Source organism: Pseudoclavibacter helvolus (assembly GCF_014191305.1).
GTDB lineage: Bacteria > Actinomycetota > Actinomycetes > Actinomycetales > Microbacteriaceae > Pseudoclavibacter > Pseudoclavibacter helvolus.
The window spans coordinates 113,030-132,503 of the sequence record NZ_JACHWJ010000003.1; the positions used below are offsets into that span (position 1 = coordinate 113,030).

The 19,474-nt window shown below is 67.7% G+C and carries 20 protein-coding genes and 1 tRNA gene; 9 read left to right on the top strand and 12 right to left on the bottom strand.

Annotation, left to right across the window (positions count from 1 at the left end; translation table 11 throughout):
• Nucleotides 1-45: 45 nt before the first annotated feature.
• Nucleotides 46-119 (bottom strand) — tRNA-Gly (locus FHX72_RS10145).
• A 488-nt stretch (nucleotides 120-607) separates the two neighbouring features.
• Between FHX72_RS10145 and FHX72_RS10150 the strand changes: the two genes are divergently transcribed.
• Nucleotides 608-1,045: a hypothetical protein gene (locus FHX72_RS10150; RefSeq protein WP_183624809.1), complete on the top strand. Its 438-nt coding sequence runs from the start codon at nucleotides 608-610 to the stop codon at nucleotides 1,043-1,045.
• Between the two features lie 42 nt (nucleotides 1,046-1,087).
• On the opposite strand, the gene FHX72_RS10155 is transcribed toward FHX72_RS10150, so the two are convergent.
• Entirely contained in the window at nucleotides 1,088-1,261 is a 174-nt protein-coding gene (locus FHX72_RS10155; protein ID WP_183624811.1) for a hypothetical protein, read from the bottom strand.
• A gap of 155 nt (nucleotides 1,262-1,416) precedes the next feature.
• Here FHX72_RS10155 and FHX72_RS10160 point away from each other — a divergent pair, with 155 nt between their 5' ends.
• Nucleotides 1,417-2,124: a hypothetical protein gene (locus FHX72_RS10160; protein WP_183624813.1), complete on the top strand. Its 708-nt coding sequence runs from the start codon at nucleotides 1,417-1,419 to the stop codon at nucleotides 2,122-2,124.
• A gap of 49 nt (nucleotides 2,125-2,173) precedes the next feature.
• Nucleotides 2,174-2,779, top strand: coding sequence for a dCTP deaminase (dcd, locus tag FHX72_RS10165; RefSeq protein WP_068483839.1), 606 nt, complete (start codon nucleotides 2,174-2,176; stop codon nucleotides 2,777-2,779).
• A 112-nt stretch (nucleotides 2,780-2,891) separates the two neighbouring features.
• On the opposite strand, the gene FHX72_RS10170 is transcribed toward dcd, so the two are convergent.
• The gene (locus FHX72_RS10170) at nucleotides 2,892-3,542 is read right to left on the bottom strand and encodes a hypothetical protein (protein ID WP_183624815.1); all 651 of its coding nucleotides are present in this window, start codon (nucleotides 3,540-3,542) and stop codon (nucleotides 2,892-2,894) included.
• 406 nt (nucleotides 3,543-3,948) lie between these two features.
• Here FHX72_RS10170 and FHX72_RS10175 point away from each other — a divergent pair, with 406 nt between their 5' ends.
• Entirely contained in the window at nucleotides 3,949-5,067 is a 1,119-nt protein-coding gene (locus FHX72_RS10175; RefSeq protein ID WP_183624817.1) for a VIT1/CCC1 transporter family protein, read from the top strand.
• A 5-nt stretch (nucleotides 5,068-5,072) separates the two neighbouring features.
• Nucleotides 5,073-5,603, top strand: coding sequence for an NUDIX hydrolase (locus FHX72_RS10180; RefSeq protein WP_183624819.1), 531 nt, complete (start codon nucleotides 5,073-5,075; stop codon nucleotides 5,601-5,603).
• A gap of 15 nt (nucleotides 5,604-5,618) precedes the next feature.
• Here the strand turns inward: FHX72_RS10180 and FHX72_RS19425 are convergent, their stop codons facing one another.
• From FHX72_RS19425 to FHX72_RS10195, 3 genes are read right to left on the bottom strand one after another with little or no spacing between them, the layout of a single operon-like run.
• Entirely contained in the window at nucleotides 5,619-6,590 is a 972-nt protein-coding gene (locus FHX72_RS19425) for a DUF4333 domain-containing protein (RefSeq protein WP_183624821.1), read from the bottom strand.
• Nucleotides 6,591-6,641: 51 nt separating this feature from the next.
• Nucleotides 6,642-7,547, bottom strand: coding sequence for a hypothetical protein (locus FHX72_RS10190; RefSeq protein ID WP_183624823.1), 906 nt, complete (start codon nucleotides 7,545-7,547; stop codon nucleotides 6,642-6,644).
• On the bottom strand, nucleotides 7,547-8,629 hold the full coding sequence (locus FHX72_RS10195; protein WP_183624825.1) for a trypsin-like serine peptidase: 1,083 nt from the start codon (nucleotides 8,627-8,629) through the stop codon (nucleotides 7,547-7,549). The genes FHX72_RS10190 and FHX72_RS10195 overlap by 1 nt, the downstream gene beginning before the upstream one ends.
• 187 nt (nucleotides 8,630-8,816) lie before the next feature.
• Between FHX72_RS10195 and FHX72_RS10200 the strand changes: the two genes are divergently transcribed.
• The 4 genes from FHX72_RS10200 to FHX72_RS10215 are packed head-to-tail and all read left to right on the top strand — an operon-like array spanning nucleotide 8,817 to nucleotide 13,814.
• Nucleotides 8,817-9,881 carry an LLM class flavin-dependent oxidoreductase gene (locus FHX72_RS10200; protein WP_068483827.1) on the top strand — a complete coding sequence of 355 codons (1,065 nt, stop codon included), beginning with the start codon at nucleotides 8,817-8,819 and terminating at the stop codon, nucleotides 9,879-9,881.
• Nucleotides 9,882-9,884: 3 nt separating this feature from the next.
• Entirely contained in the window at nucleotides 9,885-11,588 is a 1,704-nt protein-coding gene (locus FHX72_RS10205; RefSeq protein WP_183624827.1) for a DUF7059 domain-containing protein, read from the top strand.
• A gap of 7 nt (nucleotides 11,589-11,595) precedes the next feature.
• Nucleotides 11,596-12,885, top strand: a complete 1,290-nt coding sequence (locus FHX72_RS10210; RefSeq protein ID WP_183624829.1) for a CaiB/BaiF CoA transferase family protein — start codon at nucleotides 11,596-11,598, stop codon at nucleotides 12,883-12,885.
• Nucleotides 12,882-13,814 (top strand): beta/alpha barrel domain-containing protein, encoded by a 933-nt coding sequence (locus tag FHX72_RS10215; RefSeq protein WP_183624831.1) that lies wholly within the window; start codon nucleotides 12,882-12,884, stop codon nucleotides 13,812-13,814. Before FHX72_RS10210 ends, FHX72_RS10215 begins: the two co-directional genes overlap by 4 nt.
• Before the next feature lie 155 nt (nucleotides 13,815-13,969).
• Here the strand turns inward: FHX72_RS10215 and FHX72_RS10220 are convergent, their stop codons facing one another.
• The 6 genes from FHX72_RS10220 to FHX72_RS10240 form a co-directional block, all read right to left on the bottom strand.
• The gene (locus tag FHX72_RS10220) at nucleotides 13,970-14,443 is read right to left on the bottom strand and encodes a DoxX family protein (RefSeq protein WP_183625402.1); all 474 of its coding nucleotides are present in this window, start codon (nucleotides 14,441-14,443) and stop codon (nucleotides 13,970-13,972) included.
• A gap of 22 nt (nucleotides 14,444-14,465) precedes the next feature.
• Nucleotides 14,466-15,329, bottom strand: a complete 864-nt coding sequence (locus FHX72_RS10225; protein WP_244964186.1) for a CPBP family intramembrane glutamic endopeptidase — start codon at nucleotides 15,327-15,329, stop codon at nucleotides 14,466-14,468.
• Nucleotides 15,317-15,697, bottom strand: a complete 381-nt coding sequence (locus FHX72_RS18970) for a hypothetical protein (RefSeq protein WP_244964187.1) — start codon at nucleotides 15,695-15,697, stop codon at nucleotides 15,317-15,319. Before FHX72_RS18970 ends, FHX72_RS10225 begins: the two co-directional genes overlap by 13 nt.
• A 149-nt stretch (nucleotides 15,698-15,846) precedes the next feature.
• Nucleotides 15,847-16,890: a hemolysin family protein gene (locus tag FHX72_RS10230; RefSeq protein ID WP_068477082.1), complete on the bottom strand. Its 1,044-nt coding sequence runs from the start codon at nucleotides 16,888-16,890 to the stop codon at nucleotides 15,847-15,849.
• A complete protein-coding gene (locus FHX72_RS10235; protein ID WP_183624833.1) occupies nucleotides 16,883-18,262 on the bottom strand; it encodes a hemolysin family protein in 1,380 nt (459 codons plus the stop codon). The genes FHX72_RS10230 and FHX72_RS10235 overlap by 8 nt, the downstream gene beginning before the upstream one ends.
• Before the next feature lie 120 nt (nucleotides 18,263-18,382).
• A complete protein-coding gene (locus FHX72_RS10240; protein WP_183624835.1) occupies nucleotides 18,383-19,444 on the bottom strand; it encodes an aldo/keto reductase in 1,062 nt (353 codons plus the stop codon).
• Nucleotides 19,445-19,474 lie beyond the last annotated feature (30 nt).

A 19,474-nucleotide genomic window follows, 5' to 3' on the forward strand; every position in this document is an offset into this window, starting at 1 on the left:
CGTTTCTTGTTGGCCCACCTGAGCGGCGCTACCGGAGTTGAGAACTGGAGCGGATGACGGGAATCGAACCCGCGCTATCAGCTTGGGAAGCTGAAGTTCTGCCATTGAACTACATCCGCGCATTCACGGGATCCGCCCGCGAACTCGACCATCGTACATCGAAGCCGTGCGTAGGTGAGAAACACTCATTTCGAGCACTCTTCCCCGGGTGCCCGTCGAACTCCCCGCAATGTTGCGGTCCAATCTTGGATCTGGGAGTGTGGAGAAACATAGCTGTGGGCCCGGCAAGGGGAAACGCGGGTTCACTGCTCCGAACTTCCAGGGGGATCTCATGGGCGATATTTCGCGCGCCGAAAATCAACTGCCAAGCCGTCGGGCTGTAGCAACTGCAGCAGCCTGGGCCGTACCCACGATCGCGCTCGCGGTGGCCGCGCCGGCCCAGGCCAGCTCCGGTCCAGGCCTTCAGCCTCCTGGGCTGAATGGATGGATCCACTTCACCTGGCCCGGACGGAACGGCAACGGTTCGTACGGTGTTGACGGTCGCTCGGGTGGGTCGCACGAGTATGGCACCTACGGGCTCTGGGTCACCAGCACGACGAGCTCCTCTGTGATCGAAGACATCAGAATCGTCCTGCACTACCGACCCGGTCCGGACTCTTGGTCGGCAAGCTCCTCGTCGGCGTGGTCCAACCTCAGCCACATCGGAACACACGCCTTCCTTGAGGGCACGCACCAGAGCTACGAGATGACGTACACAGGGCCCATCTCGCCGGCTGAGGGCGTCACAAACCTCGTCAACGACCTCCGCTTCACTGGCAACGTTCGTGTTGGCAACAACACGCCGTCGATCTACATCGACCGCTACGTGACTGTGGATGGTGTGGAGCTCGCTTTCCGTCGCAAGGTCGGCACCAACATCTACACGCCGCTCAACACGAACACCCCGCCGAACATGCCAAACACGCCAACTGTCCCCGGGGGGCGTCGCTCGTCCTCGGCTTCCGAGGACTTCGAGCCCCTCGGAGAGAACGCGGCGCTCGGCTGACGCGGCAAGCCATGAACCCGACCGGCTGCGTGCCGGGCGGGTTCAGTCGCGCTTGGAGACAAGCGCTCGGATCACGAAGAACACGATGACGGCCACGACCGCGACGATGCTGAGCCGGGCGACCATCCACGCCAAGTGGAACAGCACATCGACGAGCCACCAGGCGATCACTACCGCAACGACGACTCCGACGACGGTCCACACGTTTTTGCTCACGCGTCGAGCGTAGTCCGGCGGGCCTGATCCCCAAGTCCCCTTCGAACTGCCCTGGCGGTTGCGAACCTACCTGCCCCATGAAACTCTGGACCGGTACTAAGTTGCTTGCGCAGGGGGAACTGAGCGGCGACTTTCATGAACTCTGGGGGGAACTCATGAGCGATTCAACGCGCTCCGAAACGAATCTGCCGAGCCGTCGATCTGTTGCGAAGGCTGCGGCTTGGGCAGCTCCGACCATCGCGTTTGCGGTCGCCGCGCCGGCGCACGCCGGGTCGCCCGCGGCGCAGCCTCCGGGTCTGCAGGGGTGGATAGCGTTCCACCACCCCGAGCGAGGGTCGACGTCTCGCTACACCGTCCGCGGCTACAACAGTGGCGCCCACCCTCACGGGACCTACGGGCTCTGGGTGACGAACACGACGGCCTCCTCGTCAGTGACCAACATCAGAATCTTCCTGCACTACCTTCCTGCACCAGAGTCCTGGTCTGTCCGAGTGCCGGCCTCCAACTGGAGCGACCTCGTGCCGGTCGGCACGACCGTCATCGACGGTGTCGAGCACCAGTCGCACCGGATGGACTACATCGGCACCGTCGTTCCGACCGACGGGGTCACGAAGATCCAGAACGACATGTACTTCGAGGCGAGCAGGATGACGTTCGACACGAAGCCGTCGCACTACATCGACCGCTACGTCGTTGTCGACGGTGTAGAGCTCGCGTTCCGCCGCGGACGCGACCAGCTCGACTACACGCCGCTCAACGACAACACTCCGCCCAACCTGCCGCCCTCTATCCCGGGCGGACGGTCGTCGCGGACGGCAGAAGCGGTGGCGGAAGAGATCGACGCTTCGCTGTCGCCCTCGTAGGCGCAGCGGAACCTGCCGCGTGCATCCACCAAGCAACTAGGCTGGCGACGTGCTTCTCAGTGATCGGGACATCAAGCAGGGCGTCGAGTCGGGCCGCATCGGCCTTGAGCCGTACGAGCCTGACCTTATTCAGCCGTCGAGCATCGACGTGCGGCTCGACAGGTACTTCCGGCTGTTCGACAACCACCGGTACCCGTTCATCGACCCAGCGGAAGAGCAGCCGGAGCTGACGAGGCTCGTGGAATCGAAACCCGACGAGCCGTTCGTGTTGCACCCCGGCGAGTTCGTGCTCGCTTCGACGTTCGAGCGCGTCACCCTCGGCGACGACGTCGCTGCTCGTCTCGAGGGGAAGAGCTCGCTCGGTCGCCTCGGGCTGCTCACGCACTCGACGGCGGGGTTCATCGACCCCGGCTTTACGGGACACGTCACCCTTGAGCTCTCGAACGTCGCGACGCTGCCCATCAAGCTGTGGCCAGGCATGAAGATCGGGCAACTCTGCTTCATCCAACTGTCCAGCGCTGCCGAACACCCGTACGGCTCCGCCATCTACAGCTCCAGGTACCTCGGGCAGCGGGGCCCGACCGCATCCAGGTCGTTCATGAACTTCACGCGCGCCGACGTTTCGGTGACTGAAGCGGGTTCCGCCGGCGGCTAAGTCTGCCTTAGGCGCCGGCCGGGGCTTCCCGTTCATGTGGCGAGACTTGATCGTGGGTCAACCAAAAACGTGCCGTAGCAAACCCAGGAGGGTTGCCACGGCACGTTCGGCGTTACGCGAGCCGACGCCAAGCCGGTCGCGTGCACTCGGTGAATCTCGGCGTGATGTGCCAGTCGTCGTTGTTTCCCGACGAAGTTGCATCCATGTCGAGGCGGATCTGCACGGTTGTGGTTCCCGTGACCGTGACCGTGGCCGTGTAGGTGTAGTTCACAGTGTGGAAAAGTCCAGAGGTGCCGTTGGCTCCGCGGACGGGCCTGCCGTTGTGGGGCGACCCAGATGAGCAGTTCGTGGGCGGCTGAACGAGGACGCTACCCGCCGGTCCGGACTGCGTGTGGCCACGGAACGCGGGCAGAGTCGAGCCCGCCGAGATGAGGCTGATGGTCATCTTGGAGTTCACCGTGGTGCAGGACGAGCTCGGGTACATGTAGCCCTTCTTCGTCTGGCCCCTGAAGCGCAGCTTGTACGTGCGACCCGCAACGGCCTGGAACGTGTTGGTCGTGGTGATCAAACCGGTTTTGTCGTCGTCAGCATCCGTGATGACGGAGATGGTCTCCCCGTTCCACCGCGTCCCGGCGCTGTTCGTGCTGCCGCCGAATGTTGTCACCCACCCGCTGCCCGGGAAGACGTTGTCCGGGCACGGAATTTCGACGTCGGTGGATGTGGCATGGGCGGGCGCCGCAGCGGCGACTGCGAGCACTGGCACCGCCCAAGCTGACGCTTTCGCGAGTGTTCGACGGCTGATGGCCTTGTTTTCTTGCACAGTGATCTATCCCCCTGCGGACGCTGGCCTCAAAACGGTCTGGAGCCGTGAGTCAAAAAGAACTCTGACTGGCGTCCCATATGCCTTAGATCGGTCCGAACTGTGGCTCGAAATTCAGAGCGACGGCCGAGGAAGTGAACCCCGAGAACGATAGGCCTGTAGTCCGAAAGCATGGCGAGCCTAGGGGTCGGGTCGTCTGGGGTGGCGGATGCTCGCGGTTGCTTCGGTGCGCCGAACATCTGCGAGAGGTTGCGGAAACCGGGTGGCCCGCCCGTAGCGTGGAGCCCACGTTGTCAACGATGCCCGTGCTCCACTGGGCTCGAGGCTTCCGCACGAAGGATGCACGGTCATGCCACAGACGCCGCCCCAGGTTCCAGGAACAGGGGACCTCACTCGGGAACCGAGCCCCGCAGACATCAAGCGCTGGCGCCGCTACCTCGCGGACGAGCGTGCCGAGGGGGCCGTCTACCGTGACCTCGCCGCGAAGAGGGACGGTGAAGAGCGAGAGATCCTCCTCGGCCTCGCCAACGCTGAGGTCCGTCACGAAGAGCACTGGCTGCGCCTCCTTGGCGCCGCCGGAGACGGTGGCGTGCGCGCCCAGCTCGGTACGCGCCTCTTCGGGTGGTTCGCGCGCCGCTTCGGTTCGCTGTTTGTGCTTGCGCTCATCCAGCGAGCGGAGTCGCGTTCCCCGTACGAGCGGGAAGCGGATGCGACGCCAGAGATGGCCGCAGATGAGCGCATCCACGAGGAAGTCGTCCGCGGTCTCGCGATGCGAAGCCGCTCCCGCATGTCCGGCATGTTCCGCGCCGCGGTGTTCGGCGCCAACGACGGTCTCGTTTCGAACCTCGCCCTCGTGCTCGGGATCGGCGCGACGGGCGCACCGACCGTCATCATCCTCGCGACCGGCCTCTCCGGCCTGCTCGCCGGTGCGCTCTCGATGGCTGCCGGCGAGTACGTTTCGGTGAGGTCGCAGCGCGAGCTGCTGCAGGCTTCCACTCCGAGCCCGGATACTCCGCAGACCATTCAGAAGCTCGACGTCAACGCCAATGAGCTGGAGCTCGTGTACCGGGCTCGAGGCATGGATGAGGGCGAAGCCCGCCGGTACGCCCACCGGGTCTTCGCGCTACAGGGCGCCGACCCGGAGTCCGGCCCCATCGCCCTGCACTCGGGCGACGACGAGCACGAGGAGCTCGGCACGGCGTGGACCGCCGCCCTCTCGAGCTTCTGCTTCTTCGCCGGCGGTGCGCTCCTGCCGGTGCTGCCCTACATCTTCGGCATGAGCGGACTCGCGGCTGTCGTCGTCTCCGCCGTTGTGGTCGGAATCGCACTGCTCACGACCGGCGCGATCGTCGGCGTGCTGTCTGGCGGTCCGCCGTGGCGTCGGGCTGGTCGCCAGCTCCTCATCGGCTACGGGGCGGCAGCGGTCACCTACGTGCTCGGCCTCGTCTTCGGCGTTGCGATTGGATAGGGCTCATGCCGATTCCTGAATTTGTCGCCGACCTCCGAGCCAAGATCGGGCCTGAGCACCCGCTGTGGTTGGCCGGGGCCACGGCTGTCATCATCCGCCCGCGCGCGGGCGCGGCCGGCGACGAGGTGCTACTCGTTCGGCGCTCCGACAACGGAGTGTGGAGCCCCGTGACGGGGATCGTCGACCCTGGCGAGCATCCCGCGACCGCCGCCGTGCGCGAGAGTCTCGAGGAGGCAATGGTCGAGGTGCGCGTCGACCGGCTCGTGCGCCTCAGTGTGTCGCCCAAGATCGTGCACGCCACGGGTGACCGTGCCCAGTACTGCGACCTCGTGTTCCGCTGCTCGTGGATCTCGGGCGAGGCGGCCGTCGGTGACGACGAGTCGGTGGACGTGGCCTGGTTCCCAGTGGATGCGCTCCCCGAAATGCCGGAGCACCTCTCGTCGCGCGTCGCGGTCGCCGTCGCCGACAGGCCGGAGTGCGAGCTGCTGGTTGACGGGGTCGCGCTGCCGATCGTGGGTCCGAGCAACGTCGGGTAGCCGATTCGGGGAGTCCTACTCGGGGGCGCCGACCACTACCTGCCCGTCTGCGGAGGAGACCGTGACGGTCACCGACTGGTCCTGCTCCGCATACGTGAACGTGCACTGGAACTCGGAGCCCTGGTCGACCTTCACCTGTTCAGGGCAGACGACGTCGCTGACCTCGACGAGGCCGAAGTCGTCCTGCAGCACGCGAGTGACCTCCGCCTGGAGCGGCTCCGCCGCGAGCACGCTGCCGTTGCTCTCGCCGATGAAGTAACCGCCGAGGCCCGCGATGAGTGCCGCGGCCGGGATCGCGAGGACAAGCAGCAGGCGAGAGTTGCGCTTCGTCTTGCCCGGCTGCGCCGCAGCGGACCCCGCGCCGAACTCGGAGCCGGGAGCACCCGGCGTGAGGTAGCCCGAAGGTTGCTGCTGGTACCCGAACCCCTGGGCCGGCTGATTCCCGACCGGAGGCGCCCCAGTTGGCGCGCCGTAGCCAGTTCCCGGAACCCCGTAGGTGCTGTTCGGACTGGCGTAGGTGCCATTCGGGGTGGCATAGCCAGGAGTCACCGCCGACGGTGCACCGTAGGCGGAGGTCGCGCCTCCGCCATAGCCGGAGGCATTGGTTGCTGCTGGGCCGTAGCCGCTTCCTGTGGCGGCGCCGGTCGGCGGCACACCGGCCGACGGAACGCCTTGACCGTACGCGGAGGCAGCGCCCGACCCGAAGGGTGAGTTCGAGTTCGAGTTCGAGCCGGGTGCGCCATGCTGCCCGTACTGCGGTTGCTGCCCTGACTGCGGTTGCTGGCTGCCGTACGCGCCTGGTCCCGATGGGCCCTGCCGCCCGTGGTTCGGCTGCTGCCCTTGACCCGGACGCCCCTGCCCCGGCTGCTGAGGCCCCTGAGCCTGCTGACCCGGCTGGAGGTTGCGAGGGTCCTGCTGATTCTGTGGGTCGTTGGGGTTGCGCGGGTCGAACGGCCCCTGCGGGCCGCCTTGGGGTGGGAAGGTCATCTTGCTTCCTCCAGCTTGCTTGCTGCTGCGTTCATGAGCTCTGCCCGGCGCCTAGCCGGTCCTCGCGTTCCCGATGGCATCCCAAAACGCGCTCGCCTGGTCTGAGGTGACGTTCGTGACGTATTGCGGCGCGAGCGACGCAGGGTCGTCCGGCAGGTCGTCCGTCGTCGGTGTGCCCGTGATCTCGAAGCCGAACTGCACCTCGACGTCGAGCGAGGCCGCGTCCATCGTTCCGTTGACTTCGATCTTCTGGATGATGCCGTCTGCGCCCACCCACACGTGCAGGGGGAGGAGCGTGCCCAGCTCCTCCTCGCTCAGCTGCGAGCGCAGGTCGTCGCCCAGCGTGTACAGCCCGGCCTCCTCGAGTGAGTCGAAGGTGACAGCCGACGTGAAGTGCCTGCTGCCGTCGGCCGAGACCTCGAGCTTCTCTGGCAGCTCCTCGCCCTTGGTCTCCTTCGACAGCTGCCACGCCTCGACGAGATTGCACATGAAGATGACGGTGCCGAGGATGCACGTGCGCTGCGGGTCGCCTGCCCGGTCGAGGTCGCCCATTGGGAGGCGGGCCCACGGCGTTGCGACGACCGTCGTGTACGCGCTGCCGAACAGGTAGTACGTGTAGCCGCTACCCGCCATGTGGACTTCGTCGATGGACATGCCTGGCTCGGCCGTCGACTCCTTCGTGACGTAGGAGGCACCGACCACGGTCGTCTCGTGCTGCGTGCTGAGCGTCGCCCCGGTCGAGGCCTTGCCGTGCGTGTAGGCGGTAGCCGAGAAGTTCTCGACCCCCGCAAGGCCCTCGACGAGGGAGTCGCCGAGCAGCTCCGCGCCAGTGTCTGCGTGGTACTCGAGCTTCGCCTCGTGGTTGGCGACGGCCGTCGGCGTGGTTGTCGCGCATCCTGTGAGCACCAGCCCAACGAGCAGAGTCGTTGCTCCCGCGATCAGTCGCTGAGTGCGCATCAGGAGCCCCCGAGCTCGTTGTAGAGCGAGAGCGCGGTCTGCCCGAGCACCGAGCCCTCCCAGCGGAACGGCGGGTTCGCCGATGAAAGGACGGTCGACGAGGTGGCTGCGAGGTAGCCCGCCCCGATGACCTTGTCGTAGTAGACCAGCCAGGCCCCGCCGGACCCACCCGGGGTCATGCTGCACATGTGCGTGTACCCGCCCGCTGAGCCTTCCTTCCACTGGCTGGAGGCGCACATGTACTCCTCCGAGCCGTCGTACGGGCTGGCGCTCGGGTAGCCGACCTGCGTGATCGCCTTGGCTGGAACCCCGAACGCGATGCCCTGGCCGCCCGTCACGTCCTGGATGCGCTGCCCGTCTTTCTCTTCCATGACGAGGAACGCGAAGTCGTTGTTCCAGCCGTCGCCGTACACGCCCTGGTCGCCGTAGTTGGCGTTGTCGAGGAAGTGCTGCGGGATGCTGTAGTCGGTCGCTGCCCAGCGCCCGTACGGCTGCTCGGCACCGTCGCCGCGGTCGCCGGGGATGAAGACGACGTTGGTCGCGACGGCTTTGTTGCTCTCGAAGTCGACGAGGCAGTGCGCCGCCGTGACGACGATGTTGCGCTCGCCCGAGTTCACAACGGTCGCCGAGCAGACGGCGAGGCCGCTCGCGAACGACATGTAGAGACGCCCGAACGTGGATGCGCCGAGTCCAGCCCGGTCGAACGGTACCGCCTCCGAGACGTCGCCGTAGCCGTTGGCCGACTCGGCCGCAGGCACAGCCGTCGTCGGGGCGACAAACGCACCAGTGGCGGGGTCGCCGACGCCGACGGTGATGCCATTGTCTGGCGACGTGTAGTCGAACCCCTCGGCGTTCTTGAACATGTCGGGGTCTGACCAGAAGTCGTGCGATTCCTGGGGGGACGACTCGAACGAGTCGCGCAGGCTGACCGTGCCGCCTTCGATGGGAGCGTCGACGGCGTCGTACCCGTTGGCCGACGGGACGGCCGTCGCGCTCACCGAGCATCCGGCTAGCAGGACAACCGCGGCAAGCGCTCCGATGCTCGCGAGCAGAGCCCGCGGTCGGCGGCGGTGTCGAGTCATGGGTTCTCCTTCGGCACGCTGGGTATGCCGTTCGTTGTCATGCTACGCAGGGCCACCGACAGTCCGGCCGCGAACTGGCCGAAAACCCAGGTGACGGGGAGTTCTCCCCTGCTTGGCGGTGCGCCGCGAGACGAAGGGGAGGGGCGGGGAGAGGAATAGGGCTGTGGGGGCGCACGTTGCCCCTGCTATGCCAGGAACGCCCAAGCTCTCCCTGCTCGACCTCATCCCGGTTGCCGAGGGGCAGTCGAGCGCCGAAGCTATCGCCGCGTCGCGCCGCCTCGTGCAGCGCGCGGACGAGCTCGGTTTCCACCGGTACTGGGTCGCTGAGCACCACAACACCCAGCTCGTCGCGTCGACGACCCCGCCCGTGCTGCTCGCGGCCCTCGGCGCTGGAACGAAGCGTATCCGCCTCGGCTCTGGCGGCGTGATGCTGCCGAACCACGCGCCGTTTGTCGTGGCCGAGCAGTTCGCGGCGCTCGAATCGTTGTATCCCGGGCGCATCGACCTCGGGCTCGGGCGAGCGCCTGGCACGGACCCCTTCACCTCAGCGGCCCTCCGCCGCGACCTGGCACGCGACCGCGTCGACGAGTTCCCGAACGACGTGCTCGAGCTCATGGGCTTCCTCGGCGACGTGCGCGACGAGCACGACCGGGAGGTGCTGGCGCGCCTGAGAGTGACACCAGACGCGGCGACGCACCCCCAGATCTGGCTGCTCGGATCGAGCCTCTACGGGGCTGAGCTCGCGGCGGCCTTCGGCCTGCCGTACACGTTTGCGCACCACTTCGCGATGCACGCCGACCCGAAAGCCGCCGCGGACCACTACCGCGCGCACTTCGTTCCGTCGCCAGTTCTCGCAGAGCCGCACTTCATGGTGTCGGTGTCGGCTATTGCCGCCGAGACCGTCGAAGAGGCCACGCGCCTCGCTCTCCCGAGCCGCGCCGCGATGCACCAGATCCGCTTCGGCAAGCCCACTCGGGTCCTCACCCCGGAGGGGGCGGCGGCGTACGCCACACGCATGCAGGACCGCTCGCTGTACGACGCGACCACCGGAACCCAGCTGGTTGGGACACCCCAGATGGTGGCGGACGGCATCGACCGGCTCGTCGAGCGGACGGGTGCCGACGAGGTGATCCTCGCCGCCACGACGCACGACGTCGAGGTGCGCATCCGCACGATCGAGGCGCTCGCGGAGCTGCGCGACCCCGCAGCCTGGGAGCCGCGCACGAGTGTCGGTGCGCATCCGCATAATTGACAGGTGACTTCCCACGCGCGCCATGCCAGCTCTGATCTCCCAACTGCGGACTCCGTCCCGGAGGCCTTCACGTTCGATGACCCGAGCGACGCCCCAGACAGCACCGACGAGGCACTCCTCCGCGCGCTCGCGGTGACGTTCGCGGAGGTGGGCTTCACCGTTGACGGCGTCGAGTCGCGCCTCGGTGCTGAGGCGGCGGATGCGCTGCACCGCGACCTGCTCGAGCCCGCTTCGTTCGCCCTGTCGCGTGAGCCTGACGACGCGCTCGCCGCGCTCATCCGCCTGTTCGTGCTTGCCGAGCCCGTCGAGCCGGGCGACGTGCCGGCACTCGACGCGCTGCTCGCGGCACGCCTCGTCGAACGCCTCCCGCGTGTGCGGGGCGAGTCGGCAGTGGATGCGTCCGGCGAGGCTTGCACCGAGCAGCTCGCCGACGAGCTCGTGACGGCGCTCGTCGACGTGCGGCCCTACGCGAGCGAGGGCGTGAACGGCAGCGTCGAGATGTGGGTCGCGTCCGACCTCGGCGGCGTGCAGCTCGGGCGAGACCAGCCGCTGCGCCGCGACCACGTCGTCGGCATCGGGCCCGCGACGACGCTGCTCGCGCAGCTCACACCGCGCGAGCCGGTGGCCCGCGCACTCGACCTCGGCGTCGGCATGGGCGTGCAGACGATGCACCTCCTCGCGCACACGCGCCACGTCGTTGCGACCGACATCTCGGAGCGCGCTCTCGCGTTCGCGAAGTTCAACCTGCTGCTCAACGCCGCGGCTCTCGGCATCGCACCCGGCGGCCTCGACGAACGCGTGAGCCTGCGCCTCGGCAACATGCTCGAGCCCGTTGCAGGCGAGCAGTTCGACCTCTTCGTTTCGAACCCGCCGTTTGTCATCACGCCTCGGCGTGAGGGCGAGGAGGGCAGCGACCAATACACGTACCGCGACGGCGGCAAGCCAGGCGACAGCATCGTCGAGGGCCTCGTGCGCGAGCTCGGAACGGTGCTCGCGCCCGGCGGAGTGGCGTGCATGCTCGGCAACTGGGAGGTGCGCCAGGGCGACGCGAACTGGCACTCGCGTCTCGAGGCGTGGCCAGCAAACGACGTCGACCTGTGGGTTGTGCAGCGAGAAGACGCGACCCCGGTCGAGTACGCCGATATGTGGCTGAAGGATGCGGCAGAGAACGCCGAGCTGTCGAGCTGGCAGCACGCGTTCCGCCGGTACCTCCAGGACTTCGCGAGTCGCGACGTCGAACGGATCGGAATGGGGATGTTCTTCCTGCGTCGCACCCACGAGGGCGCGGTCGGCGGCCCGCTGCGTCGTTTCGAGCACCTCACGCACGCGCTTGGTCACCCGCTGGCCGAGCACATCCGCGACGGCTTCGAGGCCATCACCTGGCTTCGCGGCGTGGACGACGCCGAGCTCTTCGACGAGCCGCTCGTCGTTGCCGGAGACGTCACCGAGGAGCGGCACTCGCGGCCGGGCGACGAGGACCCGAGCATCATCATGCTCCGTCAGGGGGCAGGCTTCCGCCGCACCATGTCCATGTCGACCGAGCTCACTGGCTTCGTTTCGGTGTGTGACGGCGAGCTGGTCGGGTCGCAGATCGTCACCGCCATCGCCTCGCTCGTCGACGTCGAGGAAGAGGCGCTGCGCGCAAGCCTCGTCCCCGACGTGCGAGAACTCGTCGCGCTCGGCTTCCTCGAGCCGCGCTGGCGCTAGGCACACGATGAGCTCGGCAGGTCGAATCGCCCCACTCGACGGGGTCCGAGTGCTCGAACTCGGCAACTTCATCGCGGCCCCAACTGCCGGGCGGATGCTCGCCGACTTCGGCGCGGAGGTCATCAAGGTCGAGCGGCCGGGGACCGGCGACGAGCTGCGCTCCTGGCGCCTGCATCCGGGATCGACGACGTCGATGCTCTTCCACACGATCAACCGCAACAAGAAGTCGATCACCCTCGACCTCCGCACGGAGGAGGGGCGGGACGCGGTCCGAGCGCTCGCGGTCGACTGCGACGTGATCCTCGAGAACTTCCGACCGGGCACGATCGAACGCTGGGGCATCGGGCCCGACGTGCTCAACACGATCAATCCGGAGATCGTGATCGGGCGGATCTCCGCGTTCGGCCAGACGGGCCCGCTCTCGAGCAGGCCAGGGTTCGCGGCGGTCGCTGAGGCCATGGGCGGATTCCGGAACCTGGTCGGCGACCCAGACCGTGCCCCCGTGCGCGTCGGCGTCTCGATCGGCGACTCCATCGCAGGCGTCTATGCCGCCTACGGGGTCATGATGGCGATGTTCCAGCGCGAGCGACGCCGCGGCACCGGCCTCGAGCCCGCGCCCCTCGAGGAGCGAGTCATCGACGTCGCCCTCAACGAGGCCATGTTCTCGATGATGGAGTCGCTCATTCCCGACTACCAGGCGCACGGAGTTGTCCGCGAGCGGGTCGGCGGTCGGATCGAGGGCATCGCGCCCACCAACGCGTACGTGTGCGCCGAAGGGAAGAACGTTGTCATCGCCGGCAATGCGGATGCGATCTTCCAGCGCCTCATGGTGATCATCGGCAGGAACGACCTCGCGGAAGACTCGGGGCTGGCGACGAACAACCTCCGCTGGGAGCGTCGTGACGAGCTCGACGCAGCGATCGGGGCCTGGACGGCGACGCTCGCGGCCGACGAGGTGCTGGACATCCTCGACGAGGCCGGCGTTCCCTCCGGCCCCATCTACACGGCCGCCGACATCAGCGAGAGCCCCCAATACGAGGCGCGGGACATGATCCAGAAGTTCGACGTCGCCGACGGAGAACGGACCATCGAGGGTGTCGGCTTCCCCGGTATCGTGCCCGTGCTTGGCCCCTCTTCCCTCCCGATCCGCTCGCTCGCACCCGAACTCGGGCAGGACACTGCGGCCGTGCTCGCCGCCTACCTCGGGCTTCCCTCCGCACCGATCGCACCGGGCGGCCCAGGCGACTCAGGCGGCCCAGGTGCTGACCACGACGACGAAGGAGCAGACACACGATGAGGCAGACGCCACTCGCCGCGGCGCGACTCCGCGACGTGACCCTGCGCGACGGACTGCAGCTCACAGGGCGGATGCTCGGGGCCGAGCGCAAGGTCGAGCTCGCGCGGGAGCTCTTCGCGGCTGGAATCCCGGAGCTCGAGATCGGCTCCATGGCGAGGGGCGACCTCGTGCCTCCCATGGCCAACACGCTCGAGGTGATCGAGGCGCTCACTCCCGAGGAGCTTGAACGCTGCTGGGTGTGGGTCGCTACCCCAAGGCACGTCGAGAAGGCCGCCGCTGCTGGAGCCCGCAACTTCCAGTACTGCTTCTCGGCATCCGACGCCCACAACGAAGCAAACATCGGGCGGTCCACCGAGGCGAGTCTTGCGGCCATGCCAGACGCGATGGCCCTCGCGCAGCAGGCGGGCGGGCGCATCCAGTTGTGCATCGCGACGTCGTTCACGTGCCCCTTCGATGGGCAGGTGGACCCCAACCGGGTCATCGCCATCGCGAACGACCCACGAGCCGAGGGCGCCGCTGACATCGTGATCTGCGACACCCTCGGCCAGGCACATCCGGGGCAGGTGTCGTCGCTCATCTCGCGAGTCGTCGCCGAGACACCCCAGCGCGAGATCGTCTTCCACGGCCACGACACTTGGGGCGCCGGTGTCTCCAACGCGCTGGCCGCGGTGCAGGCGGGGGCGAGCGTCGTCGACGGGGCGCTCGGCGGGCTCGGCGGTTGCCCGTTCGCTCCCGGCGCGAGCGGCAACACCGCCACCGAGGACCTGCTCTTCGCGATGCGACCCGAGTGGCTCACACTAGACCGGTTCGCGCGCATCGTGCGATCATCCGAGAGCTTGCTCACCGAACTCGACGAGCCGAACCGTTCGAAGGCTCGGCAGGGAGCGCGGTCGAAGGCGCCGGCGTTCGACTGGGTGCTGCCGGACTAGGAGAGCGCTCGCGTACCTGACCGCCATCCGCTCAACCGCGCGGGATATGCAGGCTCACACGCGAACAAGCCAGCGATTCTCGTGTGCTGACGGGCCGAGCCGGGCCGGGCGGGCTGGGGCTGACATGCTGGGGCTGACGTGCTGGGGCTGACGTGTCAGCTGGGATGCTCGGCGTCGCGGCGGCGGAATGGCGTGAGCAGCAAGCGGCGGTCGCGCCAGGCGGCCGTAGACCAGAGCGCGAGCCCGATGAGCAGCACCTGGAACGGCAGGCGGATGAGCCGGGCCGCGTCGGTATCGAGCCCGAACGCATCCGTTCCCGTCACGTACTGGGAGATGTTGCCGGGGAACACCGCGACGAAGAACGCGGCCACGGTGAAGCCGACCGCGACCCTCCAGCGCCAGGCAACGATGAGCGCAAGCCCGAGCAGCACCTCGACGACGCCGGACGCGAGCACCACGAAGTCGGCGTCGAGCGGCAGCCACGTCAGCACCTGAGCCTGAAAATCGGCCCGCGCGAACGTCAGGTGTGCGGTCCCGGCGAAGAGCAGGAACCCGCCGAGCACCACGCGCGCGAGCGTCCGCGGCAGCGAAGTGCGGGGCGTGCCCGGTGAGCTTGGCGTACTTGGCATGCGTGACGTGCGGGCGCCTGGCTCAGTGCTGCCTGCTGGTGTGGGGGACTTCATCCGCCAAGTCTGTGCCCTCCGCCTGCGCCCGCCCTGCGCCCGCCCTGGCTCCGCCTTGCGCCCGGCCTGCGCCCGGCCTTGCGCCCGGCCTGGCTCCGCCCTGACCAGAACCGGCCGCAAGAGAGAGGCAGATGCAGGTTCGCGCGCCAGCGAACCTGCATCTCACCCACTCCTGTCGCAGGGGCGCGGCTGGGTGATGGTTTGGGGGAGCGGTTGGGTGAGGGCTTAGGGGTGGCGCGGGGAGTGGCTTCGGGGGCGCGAACTGCTTTGTCGCGAGCAGCACGCCGACGAAGATGAGCGGCACGATCCAGCCGGTCCAGCCGACGATCGTCGCCTGCGTCGTGTCGACGCGCTCTCCGGCCGCCGCGAACAGCAGGTAGGAGCCGCCGGCCTCGTTGAACGCACCGTGCGCGAGGGCCGCAGGCCACACCGATTCCGAGCGGATGCGCAACCAGTCGAACACCGACCCGACCAGGATGCACATCCCGGTCATCATGGTCAGTCCGAGCCAGCCAGGCGCATCCAGATAGTTGTAGCCGAGCAGGATCAGCGGGGCGTGCCAGAGGCCCCAGATCACACCGGAGATGAGCAGCGCGGGGACAATGCCGAACTTCAGGAGCTTCGGGAGCAGCCAGCCGCGCCAGCCCAGCTCCTCGCCGAGCGCGGGGATGACGTTGATGACGGCGCCGAGCGGGATGCTCGCAAGCTGCAGCAGGACAAGGAGCGCGATCGGGAGGGCGATCTCGGGGATCTCCGTTCCGGTGGCGGCGCTCGCGGCGGCGAGCTGCTCGTCGAGGTTCTCCTGGTAGCCGGAGAAGTTCACGAGGTCCATCGAGTACACGCCGAAGAGCGCCCCGATAGGGAGCGCGATGAGGACAAGCGCGACGGGACGACAACGGCGAGCGCGAGGTACGCGATGAGCCTTCGAGCCGGCTTGAGGGGGACGATGCCGAGCGCACGCCACGGCCGCGCTGGCCGCTCGACGATGAAGACCGCGACCAGAGCCGCGATGGCGGGCGTCAGCATCATCGCGATGGAGATGACCGTGAACCAGGGGTGCGCGAGGCCCTCGCCAAGCCAGAGAGGCAACGTCACGAGCCATGGAAGGCCGAACGCCAAGGCGAGGAAGACGCCGATCGCGAGCTTCTCCCGTCCGCTCGCAGCGGGGGTGGTCTTGGCGGTCAGCGAGGTGAGCTGCACGGACCCACCCTCTCGTTTCGCTGGGTGCGCTGTCAACGAGCAACGACCCGCAGGCACACAGACGCGACGACGCGGATGCGTGAGAGAAACGAGGATGCCCCCGCCCGTCTCCGAGCGGGGGCATCCCGTGGTTGGTTTCGAAGCTGCCGCTAGGCGGCCGCGGCGGTCGCGTTGACCTCGCCGACCAGCACCTCGAGGACGTCCTCGAGGAACAGGAGGCCGGTCACGTTGCCCTCGGAGTCGAGGGCCTTCGCGACGTGCGCCCCGCGGTTGCGGAGCACCGCCATGGCGTCCTCGAGCTCCGCGTCGCGCGACACGGAGACGAGGCTCCGCAGGCGCTTCTGCGGGATCGGCGCCGTGAAGGCGTCTGCCCCCATGAGGTCCATGACGTCCTTCATGTGGATGTAGCTGGTCGGCTCGCCGCGCTCGTCGGTGACGACGTAGCGCGAGAAGCCGTGCTCGGCGACTGCCTTCTGCACGTCGATGGGGCGAGCGCCTGCCGGCAGGAGCACCATCTCGGCGATCGGCACGTCGACGTCGCTGACCTTCTTCTCCGTGAACTCGAACGCGCCCGCGAGCGTGCCCGAAGTGTCGTTCAGGGTTCCCTCGCGGGTCGACTGCTCGACGATTCCGGCCACCTCCTCGAGCGTGTACGTGCTTGTCGCCTCGTCCTTCGGTTCGACCTTGAAGAGGCGGAGCACGCCGTTCGCGATCGTGTTGAGGCTCCAGATGATCGGGTTGAAGATCTTGGACACCACAACGAGGGGCGGGGCGAGGAGGAGGGATGCGCGGTCCGGCACCGAGAACGCGAGGTTCTTCGGGATCATCTCGCCGAACACGACGTGCAGGAACGTGACCAGCACAAGCGCCACGATGAACGCGATAGCGCTGATGACCTCGGACGACAGCGCGGTGAGTCCGAGCGGGATCTCGAGGAGGTGGTGGATGGCCGGCTCCGACACGTTCAGGATGAGCAGCGAGCAGACGGTGATGCCCAGCTGGCTCGTCGCCAGCATGAGCGTCGCGTGCTCCATCGCCCAGAGGGTCGTCTTCGCGGCCCGGCTGCCCCGCTCGGCGAGCGGCTCGATCTGGGATCGCTTCGCGGAGATGACCGCGAACTCGGCGCCGACGAAGAAGGCGTTGCCGATGAGGAGGACAAACAGCCACAGGATTCCTGGCAGGTACTCACTCATTGGTCATCACCTCCTTGACTCGTTCGTGCGCTCTGTCGTGCGCGAGCTCCTGATTGGTCATGAGGCTCTGGTCGCCGTCCGGTTCGTTGGGCAGGTAGCGGACCCGCACGATGCGGGTGCCGTCGATGCGCTCGACGCGCAGCGTACCCGTCTCGATGGCGACCTCGTCGCCGAGCTCGGGGAGGCGCTCGAGGGTGTCGGTGATGAATCCGCCGACCGTGTCGTAGTCGCCGTTTTCCGGCACTTCGATGGCGAGGCGGTCGAGCACCTCGTCCGGGCGCCAGGAGGCGTCGAACGTGACCGAGCGGCCGCGCCGGATGAATCCGGTCTGGTGTCGGTCGTGTTCGTCCTCGAGCTCGCCGACGATTTCCTCGACGAGGTCTTCGAGCGTGACGATGCCGGCCGTGCCGCCGTGCTCATCCACGACGACGGCCACCTGGTGGCGTTCGGCGCGCAGCAGGGTCAGCAGGGCGGATGCCCCCATCGACTCGGGCACGCGAAGCGCCTCGGTCTGCAGGTCGCGGGCCGTGACCTCGGCCTGCTGCTCGACGGCGACCGCGAACGCCTGCTTGGCGTGCACGAACCCCGTGATGTTGTCGGGGGTGCCGTCCACGACAGGGAACCGGGAGTACCCGGTCTCGATGGCGAGGGCGATGATCGCCTGCGCGGTGTCGTAGACCTCAACGCTCGCCATGCGCACGCGGGGTGTCATGACGTCGGATGCGTCGTGCTCGGCGAACTTGAGGGTGCGGCGCAGCAGGGCTGCGTCGTCTTCCTCGAGGAGGCCGGAGAGCGCCGAGTGGCGGATGAGGTACGACAGCTCGTCGGCGCTTCTGGCGCCGGAGAGCTCCTCCTTGGGCTCGATGCCCATGGAGCGGATGATGGCGTTCGCCGTGTTGTTCAGGAGCAGGATCACGGGCTTGAACACCGTCGTGAAGAGCGCCTGGAACGGGATGACGATCTTCGCCGTCGCCCGGGGGAGGGCGAGCGCGAAGTTCTTGGGGACGAGCTCGCCGATGATCATCGAGAACAGCGTCGCGAGGACGATGCCGACGATTGCTCCCACGACGGGCACGAGGCCCGCGGGGATCCCGAGGCCAGTGAGGGGCTCCTCGAGGAGAGAGCTGACGGCCGGCTCGAACGTGTATCCCGTGAGCAGGGTCGTGAGCGTGATTCCGAGCTGCGCGCTGGAGAGGTGCGTCGACGTGATCTTCAGGGCCTTGATGGTGGGCCCGAGTCGCTTCTCTCCGCGGCTTTGCCGTTTTTCGAGTTCGTTTCGGTCGAGGTTGACGAGAGCGAATTCACTCGCGACGAACAACCCGGTTCCGACTGTGAGAACGAGGCCGATGCCGAGCATCACCCATTCGTTCATGCGTGGTGCCTCCAGACTGTGGCGGCTGAGAGTGCGGCCGGAACGTCGAGAGGCTTGGGACTATGACTAGGAGGGTCTTCCATGAGGGGAGATTCTAGTGAGCTTTCGTTTGCATGCAATTCAGAGAGCTGAGAGAACGCCTTCTTCTCTGCCCTGCGACGTCCACGCGGGGTCGGCCGAACGGTGGCCGACAACACGTTCCGCGAGCCCGTCGAGCTGCTGGAGCTGCTGGCCGGACAGCTCGAGGCCGATGGCGCGCAGGTTCTCGTCGATGCGTTCCGGGCTGCGGGTTCCCGGGATAGGGGAGACGCGCACGCCGAACTCGGCCGACTTCGCGTACACCCAGGCGATGGCGACCTCGGCGACCGAGACGTGCTGGCCGTGCTGCTCGCTCAGCTGCTGCGCGACGGCCGCGACCTCGCCGGCAAGGGCGCGGTTGGTGGGCAGGTTCTCAGGGAAGAATCGGGGGAAGTTGGCGCGTACGTTGGGCTTCTCGGCGCCGAGCTCAGCCCACGAGTCGGTGAGCAGGCCACGGCTGACCGGGGAGTACGGCACGAAGCCCGCGCCAACCTCGCGGATGGCGGGGATAACGTGCGCCTCGAGGTCGCGGCTGAAGATGCTGTACTCGCTCTGCACGGCCGCGATGGGGTGCACGGCGGCGGCGCGGAGGATCTCGGCACCCGTCGGCTCGCTCAGCCCGATGTGCCGCACCTTGCCGTCGGCGACGAGCTCGGAGACGAAGCCGACAGTCTCCTCGATGGGCACGTTCGGGTCGACCCGGTGCTGGTAGTAGAGGTCGATGTAGTCGGTGCCGAGGCGCTTGAGGGAGAGCTCGACCTGCTCGCGCACGTGCTCGCGGTCGCCGCGCACGCCGCGCTTTCCGACGCCGTCGCCCTTCGTGATGCCGAACTTCGTGGCGAGCTGGATGCGCTCCCGCTGCGCCGGCAAGATCTTCGCGATCGTGAGCTCGCTGCGGCCGTCGCCGTAGATGTTGGCGGTGTCGATGAACGTGATGCCTGCATCCACCGCGTGCTGGAGCGTGCGCAGGGCCTGTTCATCGTCGATGGGGCCGTACGCGTCGCTGAGGCTCATGGCGCCGTAGCCCTGCACCGTCGTCACGAGGCCGTCGCCGAGGAGGGTCGTGGGGAGTTCAGCTGCGGGGCCGTTCGTCTCGTGCGTCATGCATCAAGTGTCGTGCGCACCACCGACATT

Bases quoted from the DNA above. Each gene is read 5' to 3' on its own strand.
- FHX72_RS10215 (WP_183624831.1), top strand. From the start codon at position 12,882: ATGAGGCAGACGCCACTCGCCGCGGCGCGACTCCGCGACGTGACCCTG.
- FHX72_RS10195 (WP_183624825.1), bottom strand. From the start codon at position 8,629: ATGACTCGACACCGCCGCCGACCGCGGGCTCTGCTCGCGAGCATCGGA.
- FHX72_RS10210 (WP_183624829.1), top strand. From the start codon at position 11,596: ATGAGCTCGGCAGGTCGAATCGCCCCACTCGACGGGGTCCGAGTGCTC.
- FHX72_RS10225 (WP_244964186.1), bottom strand. From the start codon at position 15,329: ATGGACCTCGTGAACTTCTCCGGCTACCAGGAGAACCTCGACGAGCAG.
- FHX72_RS10160 (WP_183624813.1), top strand. From the start codon at position 1,417: ATGAGCGATTCAACGCGCTCCGAAACGAATCTGCCGAGCCGTCGATCT.
- FHX72_RS10190 (WP_183624823.1), bottom strand. From the start codon at position 7,547: ATGCGCACTCAGCGACTGATCGCGGGAGCAACGACTCTGCTCGTTGGG.
- FHX72_RS10240 (WP_183624835.1), bottom strand. From the start codon at position 19,444: ATGACGCACGAGACGAACGGCCCCGCAGCTGAACTCCCCACGACCCTC.
- FHX72_RS10180 (WP_183624819.1), top strand. From the start codon at position 5,073: ATGCCGATTCCTGAATTTGTCGCCGACCTCCGAGCCAAGATCGGGCCT.
- FHX72_RS10175 (WP_183624817.1), top strand. From the start codon at position 3,949: ATGCCACAGACGCCGCCCCAGGTTCCAGGAACAGGGGACCTCACTCGG.
- FHX72_RS10220 (WP_183625402.1), bottom strand. From the start codon at position 14,443: ATGCCAAGTACGCCAAGCTCACCGGGCACGCCCCGCACTTCGCTGCCG.
- FHX72_RS10200 (WP_068483827.1), top strand. From the start codon at position 8,817: ATGCCAGGAACGCCCAAGCTCTCCCTGCTCGACCTCATCCCGGTTGCC.
- FHX72_RS10230 (WP_068477082.1), bottom strand. From the start codon at position 16,890: ATGAGTGAGTACCTGCCAGGAATCCTGTGGCTGTTTGTCCTCCTCATC.
- FHX72_RS10235 (WP_183624833.1), bottom strand. From the start codon at position 18,262: ATGAACGAATGGGTGATGCTCGGCATCGGCCTCGTTCTCACAGTCGGA.
- FHX72_RS19425 (WP_183624821.1), bottom strand. From the start codon at position 6,590: ATGACCTTCCCACCCCAAGGCGGCCCGCAGGGGCCGTTCGACCCGCGC.